This window comes from Pseudarthrobacter sp. HLT1-3 (assembly GCF_059383535.1).
Window position 1 is genome coordinate 38,404 of the sequence record NZ_JBWZCJ010000013.1, and the last position, 16,723, is coordinate 55,126.

15 protein-coding genes and 6 tRNA genes are annotated in these 16,723 nt (G+C 67.6%); 17 read left to right on the forward strand and 4 right to left on the reverse strand.

The annotated features are described in order from the left end of the window. Nucleotides 1–96 precede the first annotated feature (96 nt). Nucleotides 97–1,824 carry an HNH endonuclease signature motif containing protein gene (locus tag AC50X9_RS12520; RefSeq protein ID WP_494894085.1) on the forward strand — a complete coding sequence of 576 codons (1,728 nt, stop codon included), beginning with the start codon at nucleotides 97–99 and terminating at the stop codon, nucleotides 1,822–1,824. Nucleotides 1,825–2,177: 353 nt separating this feature from the next. Here AC50X9_RS12520 and AC50X9_RS12525 read toward each other — a convergent pair whose 3' ends face one another. Further along, on the reverse strand, nucleotides 2,178–3,026 hold the full coding sequence (locus AC50X9_RS12525; protein ID WP_494894087.1) for a cytochrome: 849 nt from the start codon (nucleotides 3,024–3,026) through the stop codon (nucleotides 2,178–2,180). An 86-nt stretch (nucleotides 3,027–3,112) separates the two neighbouring features. Continuing rightward, nucleotides 3,113–3,184: transfer RNA gene (locus AC50X9_RS12530), tRNA-Val, on the reverse strand. Between the two features lie 317 nt (nucleotides 3,185–3,501). On the opposite strand from AC50X9_RS12530, the gene AC50X9_RS12535 reads away from it, so the two are divergent. The 6 genes from AC50X9_RS12535 (at nucleotide 3,502) to AC50X9_RS12560 (ending at nucleotide 4,561) form a co-directional block, all read left to right on the forward strand. After that, nucleotides 3,502–3,574 (forward strand) — tRNA-Gly (locus AC50X9_RS12535). A gap of 45 nt (nucleotides 3,575–3,619) precedes the next feature. Continuing rightward, nucleotides 3,620–3,690, forward strand: a tRNA-Cys gene (locus tag AC50X9_RS12540). Nucleotides 3,691–3,729: 39 nt separating this feature from the next. Beyond that, nucleotides 3,730–3,804: transfer RNA gene (locus tag AC50X9_RS12545), tRNA-Val, on the forward strand. A gap of 56 nt (nucleotides 3,805–3,860) precedes the next feature. Continuing rightward, a tRNA-Gly gene (locus tag AC50X9_RS12550) sits at nucleotides 3,861–3,933 on the forward strand. 38 nt (nucleotides 3,934–3,971) lie between these two features. Continuing rightward, a tRNA-Val gene (locus AC50X9_RS12555) sits at nucleotides 3,972–4,046 on the forward strand. Between the two features lie 245 nt (nucleotides 4,047–4,291). After that, the gene (locus AC50X9_RS12560) at nucleotides 4,292–4,561 is read left to right on the forward strand and encodes an antitoxin (protein WP_494894088.1); all 270 of its coding nucleotides are present in this window, start codon (nucleotides 4,292–4,294) and stop codon (nucleotides 4,559–4,561) included. Nucleotides 4,562–4,762: 201 nt separating this feature from the next. On the opposite strand, the gene zapE is transcribed toward AC50X9_RS12560, so the two are convergent. Then, the gene (gene zapE / locus AC50X9_RS12565; protein ID WP_494894090.1) at nucleotides 4,763–5,800 is read right to left on the reverse strand and encodes a cell division protein ZapE; all 1,038 of its coding nucleotides are present in this window, start codon (nucleotides 5,798–5,800) and stop codon (nucleotides 4,763–4,765) included. Nucleotides 5,801–6,028: 228 nt separating this feature from the next. Between zapE and AC50X9_RS12570 the strand changes: the two genes are divergently transcribed. The 3 genes from AC50X9_RS12570 to ybaK all read left to right on the forward strand — a co-directional run bounded on the left by AC50X9_RS12570 (nucleotide 6,029) and on the right by ybaK (nucleotide 8,057). Next, complete coding sequence (locus AC50X9_RS12570; protein ID WP_494894092.1) at nucleotides 6,029–6,946, forward strand: sulfurtransferase; 918 nt, start codon at nucleotides 6,029–6,031, stop codon at nucleotides 6,944–6,946. A gap of 74 nt (nucleotides 6,947–7,020) precedes the next feature. Next, nucleotides 7,021–7,479 (forward strand): SufE family protein, encoded by a 459-nt coding sequence (locus tag AC50X9_RS12575; protein ID WP_494894094.1) that lies wholly within the window; start codon nucleotides 7,021–7,023, stop codon nucleotides 7,477–7,479. A gap of 80 nt (nucleotides 7,480–7,559) precedes the next feature. Then, nucleotides 7,560–8,057 carry a Cys-tRNA(Pro) deacylase gene (gene ybaK, locus AC50X9_RS12580; protein ID WP_494894096.1) on the forward strand — a complete coding sequence of 166 codons (498 nt, stop codon included), beginning with the start codon at nucleotides 7,560–7,562 and terminating at the stop codon, nucleotides 8,055–8,057. Here ybaK and AC50X9_RS12585 read toward each other — a convergent pair. Further along, nucleotides 8,054–9,424: an alpha/beta hydrolase family protein gene (locus AC50X9_RS12585; RefSeq protein WP_494894098.1), complete on the reverse strand. Its 1,371-nt coding sequence runs from the start codon at nucleotides 9,422–9,424 to the stop codon at nucleotides 8,054–8,056. The two genes, ybaK and AC50X9_RS12585, sit on opposite strands and share 4 nt — an antisense overlap. 210 nt (nucleotides 9,425–9,634) lie before the next feature. Between AC50X9_RS12585 and AC50X9_RS12590 the strand changes: the two genes are divergently transcribed. The 7 genes from AC50X9_RS12590 to AC50X9_RS12620 all read left to right on the forward strand — a co-directional run bounded on the left by AC50X9_RS12590 (nucleotide 9,635) and on the right by AC50X9_RS12620 (nucleotide 16,635). Then, on the forward strand, nucleotides 9,635–10,123 hold the full coding sequence (locus tag AC50X9_RS12590; protein ID WP_494894100.1) for a hypothetical protein: 489 nt from the start codon (nucleotides 9,635–9,637) through the stop codon (nucleotides 10,121–10,123). 14 nt (nucleotides 10,124–10,137) lie between these two features. Beyond that, on the forward strand, nucleotides 10,138–10,653 hold the full coding sequence (msrB, locus tag AC50X9_RS12595; protein ID WP_494894101.1) for a peptide-methionine (R)-S-oxide reductase MsrB: 516 nt from the start codon (nucleotides 10,138–10,140) through the stop codon (nucleotides 10,651–10,653). A gap of 359 nt (nucleotides 10,654–11,012) precedes the next feature. Then, the gene (locus AC50X9_RS12600) at nucleotides 11,013–12,419 is read left to right on the forward strand and encodes a DUF6421 family protein (protein WP_494894102.1); all 1,407 of its coding nucleotides are present in this window, start codon (nucleotides 11,013–11,015) and stop codon (nucleotides 12,417–12,419) included. Then, the gene (locus tag AC50X9_RS12605; RefSeq protein ID WP_494894103.1) at nucleotides 12,416–13,174 is read left to right on the forward strand and encodes an SDR family oxidoreductase; all 759 of its coding nucleotides are present in this window, start codon (nucleotides 12,416–12,418) and stop codon (nucleotides 13,172–13,174) included. Before AC50X9_RS12600 ends, AC50X9_RS12605 begins: the two co-directional genes overlap by 4 nt. 93 nt (nucleotides 13,175–13,267) lie before the next feature. After that, the gene (locus AC50X9_RS12610) at nucleotides 13,268–14,356 is read left to right on the forward strand and encodes a threonine aldolase family protein (RefSeq protein WP_494894159.1); all 1,089 of its coding nucleotides are present in this window, start codon (nucleotides 13,268–13,270) and stop codon (nucleotides 14,354–14,356) included. Nucleotides 14,357–14,461: 105 nt separating this feature from the next. Further along, nucleotides 14,462–15,109 carry a DUF3000 domain-containing protein gene (locus AC50X9_RS12615; RefSeq protein ID WP_494894160.1) on the forward strand — a complete coding sequence of 216 codons (648 nt, stop codon included), beginning with the start codon at nucleotides 14,462–14,464 and terminating at the stop codon, nucleotides 15,107–15,109. 98 nt (nucleotides 15,110–15,207) lie between these two features. Beyond that, entirely contained in the window at nucleotides 15,208–16,635 is a 1,428-nt protein-coding gene (locus AC50X9_RS12620; protein WP_494894104.1) for an HRDC domain-containing protein, read from the forward strand. The last annotated feature ends 88 nt before the right edge of the window (nucleotides 16,636–16,723 follow it).

Sequence of the window (16,723 nt, forward strand, 5' to 3'; positions counted from 1 at the left end):
GTTTAGTTGCAGTCCGGTCCTGCTCCCGGACGGCTGCGGTGATTCGGTTTCAGCGGACCTCCGAAAAGTGTCGGAGCCCCCTGAAAGACTGAGTCCATGGAAATCTTCAGGGATTTCATTCCTTTCCAGGGCACGGGCCGGAGCGCAGAATCCGGTACCGTGGCTGTCGCCGGCGCCGGGCGGTCCGGGGCGGAGGGGGCGCTGGCGTTGCTCCGGGAGGCGGGGTCGACGGCGGTCGGGGACGCGGCGTTGTTGGGATTCCGGGCCGCCGCGGATTACGCCGGGACGCTGGAGGAACTCTCGCGGACGCTGGAGTATCTGCAGCTTGTGGCCGCCGCCGTGGACCGGACCAGGAAAGAGGCCGCGACCGCGAAAGCGGGCTCCTCGTGGACGACCGGCTGGCGCGAGAACCCGGGCCCCGTGGCCGACGCGGGACCCGCAGCCGGCCCGGCTGGCGCTGCCGCGGGTGCGGGTGTGGTGGATGACGGGTACCGGAACACCACGGAGTTCCTGCGGGGCCGGCTGCGGATCAGCGCCGCCGAGGCCCGGCGCCGGCTGTCGCTCGCCGGGACCCTGCTGCCGCGCCAGGGCTTCACGGGCAACACGTTGGCCCCCGTGTATGGGGTCCTCGGCGCCGCCGTCGCCGCCGGGGACGTCCCGTCGCGGTCCGCGACCCTGGTCACGCTGGCCCTGGACCGGGTCCGGCACGTCTGCGACGCCGACGCCGCGGCCCGGATGGAACAGGCCCTGACCCGCACCGGCGCGGAGAACGACCCGGACTTCCTCGCCCGCGTGGCCCGGAGTTGGACCGATGCGCTGGATCAGGACGGCGCCGAGCCCTCCGAGGAGCTGCTGCGCCAGCTCCAGGGCGCCTTCATCCGCAAACCCCGCCACGGGCTCCAGCACGTCGAGATCTTCGCGACCGCCGAACAATTCGAACACCTCCTGACCGTGATGAACACCGCCACCAACCCCCGAAACACCACCGCCCAAACCACAGCAGACGGGAATGACGGGGCTGCCGGCCGCGACCTTGCCGGCGCCACGGCGGCGGGAATCGCCAGCACCGCGGTCACTGCTGATGGCGCCGCCGCGGACGCCGTTCCGTGGGCCGAAGGCGGGCCGGACCGTGCGGATGTCGCCCTGGACCTGCGCTCACGCCCGCAGAAACTCCTCGACGGCCTCGTCGGCGCCTGCAAGCTCGCCCTCGCCACCGGGAACCTGCCCGCCGCGGGAGGACTGCGTCCGCAGGTCATGGTCACCATCGACTACCGCGACCTCTTCACCCGGCTCACCGCCCCCGGCGGGACCACAGGACCCGCAGGCGCCCAGGACCGCGAAGACGGTTCGGGAGCTGCCTTCCATCGCGGCCAGGTCACGGCGCAGACCGGGACGTTGCTGTTCACCGGACCCGTCACGGCCTCCACGGTCCGCAAGATCGCCTGCGACGCGGACATCATCCCGGTCCTGCTCGGCGGCAACGGCCGCGTCCTGGACATCGGCCGCGCCTCCCGGGTCTTCCCGCCGCACATCCGCAAAGCCCTCACCGCCCGGGACGGCGGCTTCGCGCTCCCCGGCTGCACCATCCCTGCGTCCTGGTGCGAAGCTCACCATATCGACTACTGGTCCCGCGGCGGAACAACCGGCACAGAGAACGGGACGCTGCTCTGTTCACACCACCACCACGTGATCCACAAGGAGCAATGGACCATCCAGCTCCAAAGCGGCGTCCCCTGGTTCATCCCGCCACCACACATCGACCCGCGCCGAAAACCCCGACGCAACTACTACTTCCATCCCACCGACCTCAACACCGCCGCCTGACAACGCCGAACGACGGCCCGGTCGACGGGTCAAGCACGGCACGACACCGGAGGCGTTGTCAACGCCCGGCGCCCCGGCGCAGTGAAGCGGTTGACGGCTGGGCGGAAGTTGAAGGACGACCCTGCGAACATCGGGGACCTTGCACGCACATCGGTACGACGTTGCATGAGTTTGCTCGTCTATGAAAAGCATGGCGATGAGCCGTTGCCATTACGCGCAGGCCCTGGTCGTCGGACGCGAGTCGGCGCCCCGCGCACGCGCAGGCCCTGGTCGTCGGACGCGAGTCGGCGCCCCGCGCACGCGCAGGTCCTGGTCGTCGGACGCGAGTCGGCGCCCAGGGCGGCACCAGCGGGCTAGCGCGGGAGTGGCGGCGGAGCCAGCGGGAGCAGTGCCGTTCCGGCAGCCGTGGTGTCGGCGGACATTTCCCAGACGCGCCGCAACGCGCAGAACTTCCACCAGTGGTGCTTCAGGACCTCGGGGTTGGCCCGCAGCGGTCGTACTTCGGTCTGCCCGATCGCAACCGCCAGCAGAATCGGGGATTCACCGTGCTGCCAGGCCTCCCACTCCCCAGCCACCGGATCCACCAGGCTTTCCTCAGCCTTCATTCCGGCCACAAGCTGCATAACGACTTTGTCATCCAAGGGTTTGACGGTGCCGTCACGGCTGGTGCCCTTGGTCTTGTAGTCAATGAGGCACGTCCGGCCGTTGATCCGGGCGACAAGGTCCAGAGTGCCGGCGTACCCAACCGTCTTGTTCCAGACCGTGATTTCCGGAGCGATCGGCTCCACCTGGAAGAGTTCCCACCACTCGTCGAAGCGGGCCGCAAAGGCCTCTTCCCCATTGGCGGCGAGGGCCTCGCGGGTTTCCTTCATCTCATGCGGACGACCGAGAGCACGCAAGGCAACCTGCTCGCAATAGTTGTGCACCCGGTCCCCGCGCATTGCGGCCTCGTCGCGGTACGTCTCCGCGGCCTTGGCAGCACGGCTTACCGCCTGGCGGACCTTGGCCGGACTCCCCAGGATGCCGGGCAGCGTCGGGTCCTGGGCAAGGCTGTTGGCGCCCATGTACCCGAACCAGCCGTCCAGACCGTGCGGTTGCTGACCGATCACATTGGTGATGGAGGGTACGGAGAACTGCTCGGACGTGGAGCGCGCGTACATCCGGCCATAGTCCGTGGCGTGGGCAAGAAGTGGGGCGGTCATGGGAAAACTCTTTCACGGGGGTCTGACAGTGCTGCAAACAAGAATGGTCCGCCCCGCTCTGGGAGCGGAACGGACCATCAACTGGGTGGGCGATACTGGGTTCGAACCAGTGACCTCTTCGGTGTGAACGAAGCGCGCTACCACTGCGCCAATCGCCCCAATGCCATTGAATGCTAGCCCACCCCGGCGGAATTCAGAAATCGGCGCGCTGCGTTGCGCCGGTGGACCCCAAGTGCGTCCTGCGGCGATGTACGGACAGCAGCCTGGCAGCCTTCCGCGCCACCCGGTTTCGCCCAGGAAATGTCCACTAATTACAAGGCTGTAATTAGTCACAACCCCTAGAACACAAGGATGCAGCGGCCCCGGCGCCCGGCGTCGTCGTCCCGATTTGTAAGTTCCTTGAACCTCCTATAGAGTTCTTACTCGTTGGAACGCGAGGAAATGCCGCTTGCGGCGGGGAATTGCAGACAATACTGCGGACGTAGCTCAGCTGGTAGAGCACCACCTTGCCAAGGTGGATGTCGCGAGTTCGAATCTCGTCGTCCGCTCGCAGGACACTGTCACGGTAAGGTTCTTCGGAATCCTATCTACACGGTGGGTTGGCCGAGAGGCGAGGCAGCGGCCTGCAAAGCCGTTTACACGGGTTCGAATCCCGTACCCACCTCGGTAAAAACCCTGGCTTCCGGTCTCGATCGGATGCAAGGGGCGATTGGCGCAGCGGTAGCGCGCTTCCCTGACACGGAAGAGGTCACTGGTTCGATCCCAGTATCGCCCACCAGAGCAAGGCAACTTGCTTGATGCAGCACCACCGGCCCAGCCGGCATGGACTAAAATGCGGACGTAGCTCAGCTGGTAGAGCACCACCTTGCCAAGGTGGATGTCGCGAGTTCGAATCTCGTCGTCCGCTCTCTTCATTACAACTCCACTCCGGATCCTTCCGGTTGCGGGCGATTGGCGCAGCGGTAGCGCGCTTCCCTGACACGGAAGAGGTCACTGGTTCGATCCCAGTATCGCCCACCACAGAGCAGCTCCCCGGAGCTGCTCTTTTTGTTCGCTCCCGTCCACCCCCTTCCTTCTTGGTCCACCCGGCCACCTGTGGACTGCTGCCAAGCGTCCGCTCCGAGGGAGCCGGGTCTTTGGACCCTTGCCCCCCACCTAAGAACTTCTTTTACCCTGTGGGCGTACACCCTTGGCACCCCCGTCGCCTCCCGCTAGGGTAGAAAGCGCTAGGAGCGATCTGGCTCCGCGACCGAAGGGAGGTGCCCGTGGGTTTAATTGACGATCTAAAGGGCAAGGCTCAGCAAATCATTGGTGGCAACGAACAAGCCATCAAGGACGGAATCGAAAAGGCCGGCGACTTCGTCGACTCAAAGACCGGCGGAAAGCACGCCGACAAGATCGATTCCGTGCAGCGGGGCGCTTCCGACTTCGTGGACAAGGCGAACGCCCGGCCGAACACGGCCCCCGTCGCCGATGAGACTCCCGTTGCCGGTGAATCCCCCGTAACCGGGGAACCCCGCCAGCCAGGCCTCTGACCCAGATACGTCAGCGAGGTGCCGGTCCCGCCGAGAGGCGGCGCCGGCACCTCCGGCGTTTAACGGCCCCAAACGTCGCCGACTCCGAGCAGCGGCGGGCTGCTGGACCGATCGGCTCTTAACGAAGGCAACGCGGGGTCTCTTACAGCCCATCCGGTCCATCAGGATGGGCTGTAAGAGACCCCGCGTTGCTTCTGGCTGTCAGGAGGGTTCGTGGTTCTGGCCCTCGCGGGCCAGGGCGGTGAGCCGCGAAACGGCGCGGAAGTACTTCTTCATGTAGCCGCCGGTCATCATTTCCTCGGTGAACAGCTGGTCGAACGGCACGCCACTGGCCAGAATCGGCACGTCCTTGTCGTACAGCCGGTCCGCAAGCACCACAAAGCGCAGTGCGACCGCCTGCTCGGTGATGGTGTGGACGTTCTTCCAGACGACGCCTTCGATCCCGTCCAGCATCTGGCGGTACCGGCTCGGGTGCACACCGGCCAGGTGGTTGATCAGCGTGCTGAACTCATCGCGTGCCACGATTTTGCCGTGGAACTCGTTCTGCATGTGGTGTGTCAGCTGCTCGTTCGGCAGCGGCTGCGGCGCGGCCGGCAGGCCGCGGTGGCGGAAGTCCTCGCCGTCGATCCGGACGACGTCGAACTGGTCCGCCAGCACCTGGATTTCGCGGGCGAAGTCGACGGCGGCGAAGCGTCCGTCGCCGAGCGAACCCGGCAGGGTGTTGGAGGTGGCCGCGAGCTTGACGCCGGCGTCGGCCAGCTCGCGCATGAGCCGCGACATCAACACAGTGTCGCCCGGATCATCCAGTTCGAATTCATCAATGCAGACCAGCTTGTAGTGGCTCAGTGCCTCGACGGTCTTGCGGAAGGAAAGCGCCCCGACCAGGTTGGTGTACTCGACGAACGTGCCGAAGGCCTTGGGCCCGGCGGCGGCGTGCCACAGCGAGGCGAGCAAGTGGGTCTTGCCGACGCCGAAACCGCCGTCGAGGTAGATCCCGGCGCGGGACATGTCCTTCTTGCCGAAGAGGCGCTTGAAGAGCCCGTCGCCGTCGCGGGCTCCGACGTTGCCCGCGAAGCCTTCCAGCGCCCGGACCGCGTTTGCCTGGCTGGGCTGGGACGGATCCGGCCGGTAGCTGGAAAACGACACCTCACCGAAACGCGGCGACGGATAAAACCCGTTGAGGAGTTCATCCACTGAAACTGCCGGGGTGCGGGCGGCGAGCTGTTCGATCTGTACCAAGGTGGTCCGTTCTGCTGGTCTCTTGTCCCCAGACAGAATACCGGCAATGCACGGACAGCTCGTCGGCAGGGCGGGACGGGTGGACGGCACGTGACGAAGGCCATATTTCCGAGTGTGAACCCGGTGGAGCAATCCCGCCGGGGCGTGGCTAGTGTTGATCAAGGCCCGGCGCCGCGTTTGAACCTTCGATGGCCCGGTCCCTGACCGTTCCAGTGAAAGGCCACCACCATGCCCTACCCCGTTGAGCAGAATGAGAAGTTCGCCGCCTACGCCCACCCCGAGCGGCTCGTGTCCACCGAGTGGCTGGCTGCCGCGATCGACTCCGGCGCCCTGCAGGACGGCAAACTCGTCGTGGTGGAATCCGACGAGGACGTGCTGCTCTACGAAACCGGCCACATCCCCGGCGCGGTGAAGGTTGACTGGCACACGGACCTGAACGACGAGATCACCCGCGACTATGTCGACGGCGCTACTTTTGCCGCCCTCGCTGCGGCCAAGGGAATCTCCCGCGACAGCACCGTGGTCATCTACGGCGACAAATCGAACTGGTGGGCAGCGTACGCCCTCTGGGTCTTCGAGCTCTTCGGCCACGAGGACGTCCGGCTGCTCGACGGCGGACGCGACAAGTGGATCGCCGAAGGCCGGGCGATCACCACGGACCAGACCGTCACCAGCCCCGGCGAGTACCCCGTCGTCGAGCGCAACGACGCACCGATCCGCGCCTTCAAGGACGATGTGATGGCCCACTTCGGCAAGCCACTGATCGATGTCCGCTCCACCGAGGAATACACCGGCCAGCGCACGCACATGCCGGCCTACCCCGAGGAAGGCACCCTGCGCGGCGGACACATCCCCACCGCCGCCTCCATTCCCTGGGCCCGGGCGGCCGCCGACGACGGAACCTACCGGACCCGCCCCGAACTCGAGGCGCTGTACCTGGGCGAGGCCGGGCTGAAGGAAGGCGACGACGTCGTGGCGTACTGCCGCATCGGCGAGCGGTCCAGCCACACCTGGTTCGCGCTCAAGTACCTGCTGGGCTTCGACTCGGTCCGGAACTACGACGGTTCCTGGACCGAATGGGGCAATGCCGTCCGCGCCCCGATCGCCAAGGGCACCGAACGCGGCACAGTGCCGGCCGCCAAGTAGCGACCGGCGCCACCTACCGGCGCCACCGGACGCCGAACGGGACACAATCGCCGCGCGTGCGTAAGCTGGAAGAGATGAATACCTCTGCCCTCCCCACCGCACTGGCGGAAATTGTTGATGACTTCCAGGCCGTCACCGAACCCGAACGGCTCCAGCTCCTGCTTGAGTTCTCCCGTGAGCTGCCGGAACTTCCGGACCGGCTCAAGGACCACCCGGAGCTCATGGAGCAGGTGGTGGAGTGCCAGTCGCCGCTGTTCCTGACCATTGAAACGGAACCGTCCGACGGCGGCGCGGCGGAAAGCGTGCGTCTCTACTTCAAGGCGCCGCCCGAAGCCCCGACCACGCGCGGGTTCGCGAGTGTGCTGCACGAAGGCCTCGACGGATTGAGCCCGGCGGAGATCCTGGCCGTTCCGGACGACATGCCGGAGCTGCTGGGCCTGACCCGGGCCATTACCCCGCTGCGGATGCGCGGGATGACAGCGATGCTGGGCCGGATCAAGCGCAAGGTTGCTGCCCTTCCGCAGCAGTCCTGACCGCCAGCCGGGAATCCGGGCACCCGGATCAGCAGACCAACGGATAAGCAGGCCACCGGATGAGCGGGTAACCGGCCAACATGGCACGCAAACAGGCGTCACAAGGAACCCCGGCCACCGCGGTATTGGCGGCCGCCGGGGTTCCCTTCGTTGCCCACCCCTACAGCCACGACCCGTCGGCTGCCAGCTACGGGCTGGAAGCGGCGGAGGAGCTCGGCGTCGATCCCGCCCGGGTGTTCAAAACCCTGATGGTCGACGTCGACGGGCGCCTCGCCGTCGGCGTCGTGCCGGTGAGCGGGAACCTGGACCTCAAGGCGATGGCGGCCGCGCTGGGCGGCAAGAAAGCGGCGATGGCCGACCCGGCAGCGGCCGAGCGCCGCACCGGCTATGTGCTGGGCGGCATTTCGCCGCTGGGACAGCGGCAGCCCTCCCCCACCGTTGTGGACGCCAGCGCCCTGGGCCTGGCCACGATCCTGGTCTCGGGCGGGCGGCGCGGGCTGGACATCGAGTTGAGCCCGGCCGAACTCATCCGACTCACCGGGGCGCAGACAGCGAGGATCCGCACCGGCCGGAACTAGGCCGTGCTCTCCCCCGGGCTGGGCTCGGCCGCGGGCGGCTGTTCCGGATTCGGCTGGCCGGGGTTCGGGCGGGGCGCGAGCTGTTGCCCGAGCCAGGCCGTGACCAGCCGCTCCCAGCGCTCCGGGTCCACGTTCCATTCCTTGGTATGCCGGGCGGTCTCAAAAGTCTCGAAGGTGACCATCTCAGGGTTCTTCTCGGCCAGCGCAGCGGACGGGCCATAGGGGACGTATTCGTCGTCGACGCTGTGGATGATCAGGGTCGGTGTCCGCAGTTCCACCGCCCGGGAAACCCAGTCCATCGCCTTGAGGTCCACGGGCGCGGCGAGACCGGTCAGCCGCCGGCCCACTTTGTGGCTCATCATCAGCTGCCCGTAGCGGCCCACCGCTGAGGGAATCCGGTTGAGCTCGGCGTGGTGGGCCAGCACATTCACCCAGTTGATGACCGGGGCATCCAGCACCATCGCCCGGATCAGGGGGTGGTAGCGGGACAGGTCTGCGGTCTGGAGGCAGATAGCCCCGCCCATGGACCAGCCGAAGAGCACCACTTCGCTGGCGCCCTGCTCAAGGGCAAAGCCGATGGCCGCCTCGACGTCGCGCCATTCGGTGGAGCCCAGGCCGTAGCGTCCGTCCTGCGCCGAGGGCGCCAGTCCGTCATTCCGGTAGCTGATCAGCAGGCTGGACATGCCCAGTTCCCGGGACGTCCGGACCGCCCGCAGGCATTCCTGCCGGCTCGCTCCCCGGCCGTGCACCATGATTGCCCAGATGCCGGACTCCTGCGGGGCACGGACCAGCCAAGCCGGCGCTGTCCCGCCGTCGACCTCGATCTCGACGTCCTCCGACGGCAGGCCACTGCTGGCCGGGTCCGGGTACGCCGCCCCGCTCCAGTAGCCGCGGCGGGCTGTGCCGAGGTCGCCGCTGTAGACGGCCTCGACGTCGCGCTGCACCGTGCGCTCCCCGGGCGCGTAGGACACGATCCTGCCGATCCGGGCGTGCCCCCGGCCGCCGTCGAAGAAGAAACCGTAGACACCCTCCACCGTGGACTCGGGGGTGGCCGCGAGGATGATCTGCAGGCCCTGCCCGTCCCGGATGACGGCGAGGACCTCCTGGTCCTCCTCCTTGACCCGGGAGGGGGTGATCACGCGGCGGGCGAAATAGAGGGCGAGGGCAGAGGAGCCGCCGGCCAGCAGTCCGGCCGCGGCACTGCCGCCGATGATGCCGCCAAGGGCCCATTTGGCGCTGCCTTTGACCGAGACGTCGCTCGCGGAAGAGGTAACTTCGGCGGCGAGAGCCGCAGCCGCGCTGGCCGCCTTTCCACGGGAGGCGGAGATCCGGTGCGGGTCCGGCAGGAGGCGCGGGGAGGTTGCCATGGCACCATTCTTACCGAACTACCCGCCGACCGCGGCATCCGTGGGCGTCAGGGACCACCTGAAACAGTTCCTTGTGACGGCCGCAAAGCGGTCAGTACAGCAGTACAGAATGAAACAGGCATGAAAACAGGATGGAAAACAACACGGCGACAGGCGTGCCTCGACGCACCAATTCGTGCGGGCGGAACGGCGCACGACTAGGCTGGGGGCATGAGTGATCCAATCGTCATTTTGACAGAAGAGCCCCTGGGTGCGGACGACCGCGTCAACATTGAAACCCTGCTTGCCGGGGGTGATGCACCGCTGGTGGTCCTGGTTCCGGCCAGCACGGAACGGCACCTCCTGGTCGATTTCCTGGAGAACCTGTCGCTGCTGGAAGTCTCCAAGGCCTTCCGTGAACTGACGGCCCACGCCGACGCCGCCGAAGAACGCGCGGAGGCCGCCGAGACCCTGTCCGCCTCGCTGGCCGCTCTGGCCGGACTCGGCGGCGGTGTCACAGGCGAAATCGTCGAGGGCAGGGCCGTCGATGGAATGGTCGCCAGAGTCAAGGAACTCGGTGCCGGGCAGGCCGTGGTGATCACCCGCCCGCACGCCGTGGCGGACACATTCCACACTGACTGGGCCACCAAAGCCCAGGACAAACTGGGCCTGCCGGTCCTGCATCTGTACGCCGGATCGGGATTTATCGGGGACTCCTGAGCGTTATTGAGACTATGAGCATCTTTAGTAACAGGCCCAAAGTTCCCCCTGTCGCGGCCCCCGGTGCCGAAAGCGCGGCCGGCACCGCCTCCGGAAGTGTCCCCGGACCGGAGGAAAACGCGCCCGCGGCAAAGACCGATGAACAGTGGCGTCAGGAACTGACGCCGGAGGAGTACCGTGTGCTCCGCCAGGCGGGCACCGAGCGTCCCTACACCGGCGAATACTGGGACACCCATACCGCGGGTGTCTATCAGTGCCGGGCGTGTGGCACCGAACTGTTTACCAGCCAGGAGAAGTTTGATTCGCACTGCGGTTGGCCCTCCTTCTGGGCCCCGCTGGCGGAGGGCACAGTCCGGTATATCCACGACCGTACGCTGGGCATGGAACGCGTCGAGGTCCGCTGCGCCACCTGTGATTCGCATCTTGGCCACGTCTTCGAAGGCGAGGGCTACGGAACGCCCACCGACCAGCGTTTCTGCATAAATTCCGTTTCACTGAAGCTGGTCTCCACGGACGAGCCCGGCCAGTAGCCGGGCGGTCTTCCGGCCAGCCAGGCCGCCGACCGGCCTGCCGGGCCCCCGTCGACCGGGCAGTGGGCGGTCCACCCGCCAACGCTGAGGACCCCCGCCGGCGCCGCCAAAGCGGCGCGGCGGGGGTCCTTTGCCGTCCGGTGAGGTGGGGAGCCAGTCCGGAAACCGCCGCACCAGCCCAGTCCTGGCCCGGCACACACCCCGTCGGCCGCTGGAGCTGAGCCGGGCCGCACAGCCTACTTGCCACAGACTTTCTTATGCTCAGGCTAATTTTCCATTAGGGATTCTGTTTGCTTGCTACGCTCGGCATAGAAGCTGACGAGCGACGCTCCCAGCAAACAGAAAGGCGCCCGCTGACGATGACTACCACCACTCTCACCACTACTGCCCCGATCTCCGCCAGCTCCCCGGAGTGGCTCGAGCTCAAGGCCGCCGCCACCGCCCTGCAGGCACTTCAGGTCCAGGACGGTTCCGTCCCGGAGACAGCCGACCACGAGGCCGCCGCCGGACATGTCCGCACAATCACGGCCTCGATCAGCGCCCTCGCCCCGGCCTTCCCGCACGACGCCGACTACCTCGCCCGCCTCGTCACCGACTTCGGCCGCTGGGCCGACCGCGGCTTCGGCGTGCCCGACTTCCTCGACTCCCTGCAGGCGTTCCAGCCGCAGCAGCACCGGGTGAACGGCCTGCGGCACCTGGTGGTTTTTCCGATGTACACGCAGAACGGCAGCAGCAACCGCCTGGTCGAAGCCGTGCTGATCGAAGTCATCTGGCCCGAGTTCATCGCCGGCCTCGAGGGCGGCGAATACTCCAACAAGCTCTTCGTCCCGATCCGCTTCCTCGACTTCACCCCCGGCTACAACACCAACTCCGCGGTGCTGTTCCCCGAAACCGTCGCGGTACGCACCACCCCCACGTTCACCTGGGGCGCCATCTTTGCCGACCGCGAGGCTGCCCGCTTCCGCCGCGTGCTCCGGGCGGCTGCGGACATTACCTCGCTGCAGCTCCCCGACGACGCGGCAGCACTGCTTGAGAACCAGGAGCTCACGCAGGAAACCTTCGTGATGTGGGACCTCATCCACGACCGCACCCACATGCGCGGGGACCTGCCCTTCGACCCGTTCATGATCAAGCAGCGCATGCCCTATTTCCTGTACTCCCTTGAGGAACTCCGCTGCGACCTGACCGCCTTCCGCGAATCCGTGAAGATCGAAAAGGACGAGGACGCCGACCCGGAGGCGCGCCGGCACGCCAAACTTGTCCAGTACGCCGTCATCTTTGACCGGATCTTCCGCTTCGCCATCACCGGCACCCGGGTCCGCAATTACGACGGCCTGGGCGGCCAGCTGCTCTTCGCCTGGATGCACCAGCACCACGTCCTGCACTGGACCGACAGCAAGCTCAGCATCGACTGGGACGAAGCCGCCGACGTCGTGGTTGAACTCGGCGCCAAGATCGAGGAGCTCTACTGGCGCTCGATCGACCGTCCGAAGATGGCCCACTGGCTGGCCGCCTATGGGCTGATCTCCGGCACCCTGACACCGAACCCGGCTTCCTTCTGGGCCAAGGGTCCGGATGCGCTGCCCCTCGCCGGGCCGCCCCGCGGCCTCACCGACCAGGTGCTCGACGACGAATTCCCGCTGTCCATGTTCTACGAGGCACTCGAAAAGAAGATGCGCCCCGTAATCGAATCCACGGCCGGGATCACTGGCACGTCGGATACGGGCTCCGGCGGCACGGCCAGCAACGCCATGAACGCCGGATGAAGGCCCGACGCGTCCTGAACGTGCTGGTCACGGGCGGCAGCGGCCCTTCCGGGATCGCGGCCGCCCGCGCCCTCCGTAACGCCGGGCACACCGTGTTCACGGTCGGCTCGGACGGGCCCCGGATCGACGCCGCCGCCGCGGAAGCAGGCGACGGCGTCACGCCGCTGGTCTGCGACCTGGCCAGCCTGGCCAACGTCCGGTCATTGCACGCCGAAATCCACTCGAGGCTTGCCGGCACCGGCGGGTCCGTCGACGGCGTCATCCACCTGGTCGGCGGGTGGCGCGGCGCCAAGGGCATCACGGATCAAAGCGACGAGGACTGGGAGTTCCTGGAGCGCGGCGCCATCACCACGCTGCGGAACGTCACCCGGGTCTTTTACGACGACCTGGCGGCCTCGGACACCGGGCGCTTCGCCATGGTCTCCTCCACCGCCGTGGGCAAACCGACCGCGGGCGGTGCCAGCTACGTGGCCGCCAAGGCCGCAGCCGAGGCCTGGACCCTGGCCGTTGCCGACGGCTTCCACTCCGGCCAGGCCGGCCGCATGCAGGACCCGGTGGAACAGCACAGCGCCGCCGTGATCTTCGTCGTGAAGGCCCTCGTCGATACCGCCATGCGGGCGAAGTCCCCGGAACGCACCTTCCCCGGATTCACCGATGTCGAGGACCTGGCCGCCGCCGCCGCCGGACTCTTCAGCTCGCCCGCGGCGGAACTCAATGGGCAGCGGCTGCTGCTGAGCGCCGGGCCCAAGCCCTGAATCCCGACTCTGAAGCCGGGCACTGAGCTTGGACTCGAAGCCGGGCACTGAACTTGGCCCGGACCTCTTTAGACTGAAAGCGTGAGCAAATCGATGACAAGCACAGTTGAATCTGCCCCTGCCGGCACGGCGGCGCGGCTCCACGATCCCTCCGTCCGCGGCTTCGCCTCGGACAACTACTCGGGCGTCCACCCGGAAGTGCTGGCAGCCCTGGCCGCCGCCAACGAGGGCCATCAGGTCTCCTACGGCGAGGACGACTACACGGCCCGGCTGCAGCAGCTGATGGAACAGCACTTCGGCGACGGGATCGAATGCTTCCCGGTCTTCAACGGCACCGGCGCCAACGTGCTCTCGCTGCAGTCCCTGCTGCCACGCTGGGGCGCCGTCGTCTGCGCTTCCACCGCCCACATCAACATGGACGAGAACGGTGCGCCGGAGCGGATCGGCGGCATCAAACTGCTCCAGGTCCCCACGGCTGACGGCAAGCTCACCCCCGCGCTGATCGACAGGGAAGCCTGGGGCTGGGGCGACGAGCACCGGGCCCAGCCGCTGGCGGTGTCCATCACGCAGACCACCGAGCTCGGCACCTGCTACACACCCGAGGAAGTCCGGGCCATCGCGGAGCATGTCCATTCCAAGGGCATGAAGCTGCACATGGACGGCGCCCGGCTGGCCAATGCCGCCGCCCACCTGAACGTGCCGCTGCGGGCCTTCACCCGCGACGCCGGCGTGGACATCCTCTCCTTCGGCGGCACCAAGAACGGTCTGCTCTTTGGGGAAGTCGTGGTGGCACTGAACCCGGCGGCAGCGCAGGGACTGGTCTACCTGCGCAAAATGAACATGCAGCTGGCCTCCAAAATGCGGTTTATGTCCGCCCAGTTCATCGCCCTGCTCGAGGGTGACCTCTGGCTGCGCTCCGCCTCGCACGCGAACGCCATGGCGTCCCGGCTCCGCGCCGGCGTCGAGTCCATCCCCGGCGTCGAGCTGAGCCAGAAAACCGAGTCCAACGGCGTGTTCGCGATCCTGCCGGCCGGCGTCGCGGACCGGCTGCGCGAGTCCTTCCGGTTCTACGACTGGAACGAGGCGGCCCGCGAGGTCCGCTGGATGTGCTCCTTCGACACCACCGAGGCTGACGTTGATACCTTCATCGCCGCGATCAAGCGCGAACTCGCTGCCGGCTGACCCTGGCGGCAGGACAGCCCCCGCCGCGGCCGCGCCCGGTGAAAGCCGGTCGGGGCAGCGGCGGCGAGCCTGCCGTGCTTGGGCGCGCCGCTTGCATAACCTTCCATTGTGAACGCACTCGATCAGGTTCCCGCAGATTTTGTCTTTGCCCTGGGAACCCTGCGGCAGGCACGAACCCGCGGTGAACTGCGCCTCGAGGAGATCCCGGCACCCGCGCGGCTCGCGCCGTTCGCCGTCGCGCTCGGCGCGGAAGTCATCGCCGCCAACGAACCGACCCCCGCGGCTGTCCACGGCCCGGCGGCCGCTGCGCTGGCACGGGCTTCCGGAAGCGACGACATCGAGCTGGCCACCGGCCGTTTCATCCTGCTGCACGATCCCGACGGATCCGCAGTCTGGGAGGGAGAATTCCGGATCGTCACCTACATCCGCGCCCAGCTGGAGCCGGAAATGGGCAACGACGAGATGCTCGGCTCGGTCGCCTGGGCCTGGCTCGTCGAAGCCCTGGAGAACCACGCCGCACCGTACCGCGCCGCCGGGGGCACCGCGACGCGGGTGCTTTCGGAAAGCTACGGGACGCTGGCGGACCGGCCGAATTCCATCGACATTGAGCTCCGGGCCTCCTGGACGCCGGCCACCCCGGACATCTCCTCGCACCTGGAAGCATGGTCCGATATGGTCTGCACCTTTGCGGGCCTCCCGCCGCTGCCGGAAGGCGTCACCCCACTGCCGCGCCGGCGCCCCGGACAGCCCTGAGATGGCAGCCGGCAGGGAACAGCAACAGCGGGGCCATCAGCTCCGTTTTGGCGAAGGCGCGGCCTGCAGCAACGTGTTGTCGGTAAACTGAAGTCATCATGACCCCTCATATTCCGGAAATCACCGCGGCCGGCGCCGTTCAAAGCAACCCAGAGGCCGCTGACACCACAGCCCACATCGCGGTGGACGGCTTCGACAGCCTGGTCCCCGAGGTCATCGACCTCGATGCCCCCCGCGACGGCGTGCCGCTCGTCATCGAAACCCAGTCCGGCCTCGAACGCTGCGCCGCGGCCCTCGCCGCCGGCCACGGCCCCGCCGGCGTGGACGCAGAACGCGCCTCCGGTTTCCGCTACGGCCAGCGCGCCTTCCTGGTCCAGATCCGCCGCGAAGGCTCCGGCACCTGGCTAATCGATCCGGAACCCTTCGGGAACCTGGACATCGTCAACGACGCCCTGCGCGGTGTCGAATGGATCCTGCACGCAGCCAGCCAGGACCTGCCCTGCCTCTCGGAACTGGGCATGTGGCCTGACAAACTCTTTGACACCGAACTCGCCGCCCGGCTCGCCGGCCTTCCCCGCGTGGGCCTCGCCGCGGTGATCGAACAGCTCCTGGGCTTTGGCCTGGCGAAGGAACACTCGGCCGCAGATTGGTCCACCCGGCCGCTGCCGGAACCCTGGCTGCGCTACGCCGCGCTCGACGTCGAGGTCCTCACCGAACTGCGCGAGGAACTCATTGAGCTCCTCGTGGCCGACGGCAAGCTGGACTACGCCGAACAGGAATTCGCCGCCATCCTTGAGACCGGCCAGGCGCCGCCCCGCGTTGACCCATGGCGCAAAACCTCCGGGCTGCACCAGATCCGCGACCGGCGCCAACTGGCCGCGGTGCGCGAACTGTGGCTCGAGCGCGACTCGCTGGCGCAAAAGCGCGACGTGGCTCCCGGACGGCTGATCCCCGATTCCTCCCTCGTGGCCGCCGCCAAGGCCATGCCCGGCACCGTGCCGCAACTGCTCGGCACCAAGGGCTTCCACGGCCGTGCCGCCCAGCGTGAAGCGCCGCGGTGGCTGCGCTGCATCAGCACCGCCCGGACCCTGGAGGACCTCCCGCCGCTGCACCTGCCCACGAACGCTCCCCCGCCCCCGCGTGTCTGGGCCGACCGGGACCCTGAGGCCGCCGCACGCCTTGCCACGGCCCGGCCGCTGCTGCAGGCCAAGGCCGAGGAACTGAACATGCCGGTGGAGAACCTCCTGACGCCGGACTACCTCCGCCGCGTCTGCTGGCGCCCGCCGCTCGAACCCAGCGAGGAAGGCATCGCCGAAGAGCTGGCGAACCTGGGGGCCCGCCAGTGGCAGATCGAACTCGTCGCACCGCTGATCGCCGACGCGTTCCTGAACCCGCAGCCGCTGCCGCCCAAGGCAGCCAAAGCGGTTCCTGCCGCAGCTGACCCAGCCGGAACGGCCGCCACCCTGGTCGCACCGGCCGCACCGGCCGCGCCGGCGGCACCGGCGGCACCGGATACGGCGTACTAGGGGCGCCGCTCCAGCTGCGGAACTCCACACGACGGCGCGCCTGCGGACACCTTGCCAGCTAAGTTACTGGCGAGTAACATGTTGTTTG

What these genes read in the sequence shown, in the direction of transcription:
- AC50X9_RS12620 (WP_494894104.1), top strand. Translation starts at nt 15,208, where the DNA reads ATGACCCCTCATATTCCGGAAATCACCGCGGCCGGCGCCGTTCAAAGC.
- AC50X9_RS12590 (WP_494894100.1), top strand. Translation starts at nt 9,635, where the DNA reads ATGAGTGATCCAATCGTCATTTTGACAGAAGAGCCCCTGGGTGCGGAC.
- AC50X9_RS12585 (WP_494894098.1), bottom strand. Translation starts at nt 9,424, where the DNA reads ATGGCAACCTCCCCGCGCCTCCTGCCGGACCCGCACCGGATCTCCGCC.
- AC50X9_RS12525 (WP_494894087.1), bottom strand. Translation starts at nt 3,026, where the DNA reads ATGACCGCCCCACTTCTTGCCCACGCCACGGACTATGGCCGGATGTAC.
- msrB (WP_494894101.1), top strand. Translation starts at nt 10,138, where the DNA reads ATGAGCATCTTTAGTAACAGGCCCAAAGTTCCCCCTGTCGCGGCCCCC.
- AC50X9_RS12575 (WP_494894094.1), top strand. Translation starts at nt 7,021, where the DNA reads ATGAATACCTCTGCCCTCCCCACCGCACTGGCGGAAATTGTTGATGAC.
- AC50X9_RS12610 (WP_494894159.1), top strand. Translation starts at nt 13,268, where the DNA reads ATGACAAGCACAGTTGAATCTGCCCCTGCCGGCACGGCGGCGCGGCTC.
- ybaK (WP_494894096.1), top strand. Translation starts at nt 7,560, where the DNA reads ATGGCACGCAAACAGGCGTCACAAGGAACCCCGGCCACCGCGGTATTG.
- AC50X9_RS12600 (WP_494894102.1), top strand. Translation starts at nt 11,013, where the DNA reads ATGACTACCACCACTCTCACCACTACTGCCCCGATCTCCGCCAGCTCC.
- AC50X9_RS12520 (WP_494894085.1), top strand. Translation starts at nt 97, where the DNA reads ATGGAAATCTTCAGGGATTTCATTCCTTTCCAGGGCACGGGCCGGAGC.
- AC50X9_RS12605 (WP_494894103.1), top strand. Translation starts at nt 12,416, where the DNA reads ATGAAGGCCCGACGCGTCCTGAACGTGCTGGTCACGGGCGGCAGCGGC.
- AC50X9_RS12570 (WP_494894092.1), top strand. Translation starts at nt 6,029, where the DNA reads ATGCCCTACCCCGTTGAGCAGAATGAGAAGTTCGCCGCCTACGCCCAC.